Source organism: Mesorhizobium sp. M5C.F.Ca.IN.020.29.1.1 (genome assembly GCF_003997375.1).
Lineage (GTDB): Bacteria > Pseudomonadota > Alphaproteobacteria > Rhizobiales > Rhizobiaceae > Mesorhizobium > Mesorhizobium wenxiniae.
Genome location: NZ_RZSW01001097.1, coordinates 1 through 795, shown reverse-complemented (window position 1 = coordinate 795; position 795 = coordinate 1). Strand labels below are relative to the sequence as shown.

Below are 795 nucleotides of genomic sequence, written 5' to 3'. Positions count from 1 at the left end.
ATGTAGGCTTCTTTGCCTTTTTGCTGCGGAACTGCGAGTTGGGGTTTATCGCATTCATCGGTGAATCGAGCGCCATCCCGATTTATCAGAATCGCGCCGCTTTCGTATAATTTGCGCTGCGGTTCCAAAACCGTTGTCAGAAACATCATGATGAATGGGCGAATGACGGGCTGCGGCAATATCGCCATCGCCCACCGCATCGTCAAAGCCAGAAAGCGACTGGGCGGCAGCATTGTCATCAAGTTGGTCCTGGGGGGCACGAACCGGAGTTGTGGCCCGCTCATCAGGTCGCCGTTCACAATCTCTCCGCCTACGTCTAGCCCCAGCTGGATCGCATCGCCGGTGCTCGTCTTCACCAGCGCATCCGCTTGAGCGATGACGTCCCCGGCATATTCCCTCTTCATCTCGCGGTTCGCGCTGAAATCGCCGCCGGCGAGGACAACGCCCCGGCGCGCAAAAAAACGCTTTTGCGAACCGTCCGCCTCGACTTCGACGCCGACTACCTTTTCACGCTCGCGGATTAAACGACAGGCACGATGATTGTAGCGAACGTCAACACCAAGCTGGCGGGCGCGTCGATAGAGGGCGTGAGCATAAGCCCGAGAATTCGGCAAGACATTGTGCATTCGAGGAACGCGATGCGGGGGTTCGGGCATCGGCCCGAAAAAGACCACACCCATGTCAAGCAGCTTCTTTAGAGTGGCCGGAACATTTTCCACGAATACCTTGCGCAGATCGGGATTGTCGCGTGCCAGCAGGTTGCCGTGGAACTTTGCCATGTCCTCATAGTGAGCC

The 795-nt window shown here is 57.2% G+C and carries 1 protein-coding gene; it reads right to left on the bottom strand.

All coding sequences use genetic code 11. The features are described from left to right. A partial coding sequence (locus tag EOA85_RS36450) for an FAD-dependent oxidoreductase (protein WP_245486405.1) occupies positions 1-779 on the bottom strand: 779 nt, incomplete at its 3' end. Positions 780-795 lie beyond the last annotated feature (16 nt).